Source organism: Paenarthrobacter sp. CM16 (assembly GCF_013179505.1).
Taxonomy (GTDB): Bacteria; Actinomycetota; Actinomycetes; order Actinomycetales; family Micrococcaceae; genus Arthrobacter.
The window spans coordinates 1-3,719 of sequence record NZ_JABMCX010000380.1; the positions used below are offsets into that span (position 1 = coordinate 1).

The window sequence follows — 3,719 nt, forward strand, 5'->3', positions numbered from 1 at the left end:
TCGATCAGGAAACCGGCGCCGCCGCAGGCTTCCCGGCATTCCTGCAGCGTGTCCAGGGCATGCCAGGTGCTCAAAGGCTTCAGGGCTGCGGCCAACGTTTCGAGGTCCTGGCGGTCGGCGTCGGTGTCGTGGGCGCCTGAGAAGACGTCGTCGAACTTCTGCAGGAGTTGCTCATGGGCGAAGCTGGCCGCGTAGGTGGTGGCCAGCCTGGTGAACAGGCGGCGCTGGTGACGCTGGTAGTCCAGCAGGACTTCCTCATCGGTTGCCGAGGAAGCGTTGAACTGACGGCGTTCGGTTGCGTACTGGATGGCTGTCTTGAGCGCCAGCTTGCTGGCGGCAACTGCGGCGCCGTCCAGGGAGACGCGTCCTTGGACCAAGGTACCAAGCATGGTGAAGAAGCGGCGTCCCGGGCTCGCGATGGTGGAGGAGTAGGTGCCGTCTTCAGCCACATCACCGTAGCGGTTCAGCAGGTTGGTCCGGGGGATACGCACATCCGTGAAGTGGAGGCGGCCGTTGTCGATGCCGTTGAGGCCACCCTTGATGCCGTCATCTTCTCCGCCGATCCCCGGAAGGAACTCCTTGGTGGCTGGATCGCGGAGTTCCACATAGAACGCATGCACGCCATGATTGACGTTCTTGGTGATCAGCTGGGCAAACACCACGGCTGCGAGGCCGTCGTTGGCGGCGTTCCCGATGTAGTCCTTCCATGCTGCACGGAAAGGAGTGTTGATCACGAATTCCCGACTGGCCTCGTCATAGGTGGCAGTGGTGGCAATACTGGCAACGTCTGAGCCGTGGCCCGTTTCGGTCATGGCGAAACAGCCGGGAATATCGAGGTTCATGATGCCGGGGAGCCACTTGTCCTGATGTTCCACGGTGCCCAGGTGCATCACTGCGGAGCCGAACAGGCCCCACTGGACACCGGCCTTGATTTGAAGGGAGGGATCGGCAGTGACGATCTCTTCGAAACCGGCGATGTTTCCGCCGTGGTCATCGGATCCGCCCAGCCGCGTAGGGAAGGCACGGTGCACGGTGTTATTGTCCACCAGGAATTTCAGCTGCTCGAATACGCGGGCACGGTGCTCTGTGTGGTGCAGGCCCTCAATCTTCTGCACTGCCGGATTGCCTGCCACTTTGCGGGCCTCATGGCGGATGTGCGCCCACTTGCCAAGGAGTTGCTCGCCCAGCGCGGCAACGTCCACCACGGGCTCGGGGCCGGCGGTAGCGGCACCCTTGCTGCCTGCGCCGGTGGGGTGCTGGGCGGATGCGGTCCGGTCCACTACTTCAGTCATGTTGCTTCCTTCTTTGGTTCCGACAACTGATGAGTCATTGCTGGTGTCAGGTAGATGTCTTGAGTGCTGGTGCAATGCCCAGGCACAGCCAGTCCGTGATTTGTGCGGCCATGGATTCCTGGTCCGGCTTCCCGCTGCCGGCCGGGCTCCCCAGCCACATTTCTCCGGCGTTCCGGACAAGTCCGATGGCTGCGGTGGGCCAGTACACAATCACCGCTTCCTTCTCTTTGCCCAGGTACTCCCGCATGGGGGTAGCGATCATTTCAGTGATTTGCTCGAAGAAATTTCCGAGTGCGCCCGACGCGGCGATGGCGTCCTGGGCCGAAGCCTCACCTGGTGTGAGCCGAGTGATGAACGCATAGACATGTGGGCTGGATTCGGCCATCTGCAGGTAGGCGGAGACCATGGCAAACAGCCCTTCGCGGGGTGTTTGCGCGGACTGGGCGGCTTCCTGCATGCGGCGCTGCATCTGCCCGAGCACTACCTCGCCCATGGCTTGCTGAAGTCCTGCCTTGTCACGGAAATAGCGGTAGAAGACAGACTTCGACGTACCGGCAGCGCTTGCGATGTCTTCCATGGATGCGTCACTTCCAAGCCGGTGAACAGCCTTGCGGGCTTGCCTGATGAGTTCCCCGCGCCGCTCCTCGCGGTGGGATTGCCAACGGGCAGCCCGGCCGTCGACGGCTGTACTCTCCGCATCCGTTGCGGCACTTGCGAATTCCTGGTGGCGACTGTTCACGATACCCAGCGTATCAGGTACGCTGGGTATCAGTAACTGGCATTTGATCGAAGGAGACCAGCATGGCTGCAGCAGACGTCACCACGGGTGGGACCCGCGAACCCGGCTTCACCCCCCAGGCGCCCCGCCGCGCGGTCATCGTGGGCGGCAACCGCATACCGTTCGCCCGCGCAGGCGGCGCCTACGTTAAGTCCTCCAACCAGGACATGCTCACAGCTGCCCTGGAGGGACTCATCGCCCGGTTCGGCCTGCAGGACGAACGCATCGGCGAAGTAGCTGCCGGAGCGGTCTTGAAGCACTCGCGGGATTTCAACCTCACGAGGGAAGCCGTCCTTGGATCGGCGCTGTCACCGGAGACCCCCGCCTATGATCTACAGCAGGCCTGCGCAACGGGGCTTGAGACAGTGATCGGGTTGTCCAACAAAATCAAACTGGGGCAGATAGATTCGGCCATTGCCGGCGGTGTGGACTCAGCATCCGATGCCCCCATCGCCGTAAGCGAGGGGCTGCGTGAGATCCTGTTGGACCTGAACCGCGCTAAAACCCCTGTGCAGAAGCTGAAGATCATCGGCCGTATCCGTCCCAAGGACCTGGCACCGGATGCGCCGAATACGGGTGAACCACGCACCGGCCTTTCCATGGGCGAGCACCAGGCACTGACCACTGCGCAATGGAAGATCACGCGCGAGGCCCAGGATGAGCTTGCCTTCAACAGCCACCGCAATCTCGCTGCCGCGTATGACCGCGGCTTCTTTGATGACCTCATCACTCCCTACCGCGGCCTCAACCGCGACTCCAACCTGCGCGCTGACACCACCTTGGAGAAGCTCGGGTCGCTCAAGCCGGTGTTCGGCAAGAACCTCGGAGCAGAAGCGACCATGACGGCGGGGAACTCCACGCCCCTTACTGACGGCGCATCCACCGTCCTGCTGGCAACGGAGGAGTGGGCAGAGGTCCATGGCCTGCCCAAGCTCGCAACCGTCCTCGACGGCGAAGCCGCGGCTGTGGACTTCGTCCATGGCAAGGACGGCCTCCTCATGGCGCCCGTCTTCGCGGTCCCGCGCCTGTTGGCCCGTCACGGCTTGACGCTGGAGGACATCGACTTCTTCGAAATTCACGAGGCCTTCGCAGGGACAGTACTGAGCACCTTGGCAGCCTGGGAAGACGAGGACTTCGGCCGAACCCGGCTTGGACTCGATGGAGCGCTCGGAAAGATAGACCGGGCCAAGCTCAACATCAATGGATCGTCGTTGGCCGCCGGGCACCCCTTCGCCGCTACGGGTGGCAGGATCGTTGCCTCCCTTGCGAAAATGCTTCATGAGAAGGGTTCCGTGGACGGGCGACCGGCACGTGGCCTCATCTCCGTCTGCGCCGCAGGCGGCCAGGGCGTCGTCGCCCTTCTGGAAGCAGCGTAGGGGGAGCTTCATGACGGACAAATACACACAACTGGTCAGCCACGGACTAGGCAAGGACGTTGCCAAACGGCTCGGATTGCCGCAGCCCGTGGAGCTTCGCCGGTACCAACCCGGCAGCCCGCTGGTCACCGGCCCGGTCTTGGTCAACGGGGACAGCGCAGGTGCCGACGACCTTGCCACCACGCTCCTCGGATGGGGTCTTGACGTCCGGCGGAATGCCTTGCCCAAGGAAAAGCTTGGCGCCATCATTGTGGTCCTGGATGCCGTCCAGCA

General features: G+C 62.9%; 3 protein-coding genes and 1 pseudogene. 2 read left to right on the top strand and 2 right to left on the bottom strand.

What is annotated here, in order from left to right:
* Both HP499_RS22040 and HP499_RS22045 read right to left on the bottom strand, forming a co-directional pair.
* The coding region (locus HP499_RS22040) for an acyl-CoA dehydrogenase family protein (protein ID WP_172326233.1) at positions 1–1,292 on the bottom strand (1,292 nt) is incomplete at its 3' end.
* A gap of 46 nt (positions 1,293–1,338) precedes the next feature.
* Positions 1,339–2,031, bottom strand: a complete 693-nt coding sequence (locus HP499_RS22045) for a TetR family transcriptional regulator (RefSeq protein ID WP_172326234.1) — start codon at positions 2,029–2,031, stop codon at positions 1,339–1,341.
* Between the two features lie 62 nt (positions 2,032–2,093).
* On the opposite strand from HP499_RS22045, the gene HP499_RS22050 reads away from it, so the two are divergent.
* On the top strand, positions 2,094–3,446 hold the full coding sequence (locus tag HP499_RS22050) for an acetyl-CoA C-acetyltransferase (protein ID WP_172326235.1): 1,353 nt from the start codon (positions 2,094–2,096) through the stop codon (positions 3,444–3,446).
* A 10-nt stretch (positions 3,447–3,456) separates the two neighbouring features.
* A pseudogene (locus HP499_RS22055) lies at positions 3,457–3,719 on the top strand (3-oxoacyl-ACP reductase); the annotation flags it as partial.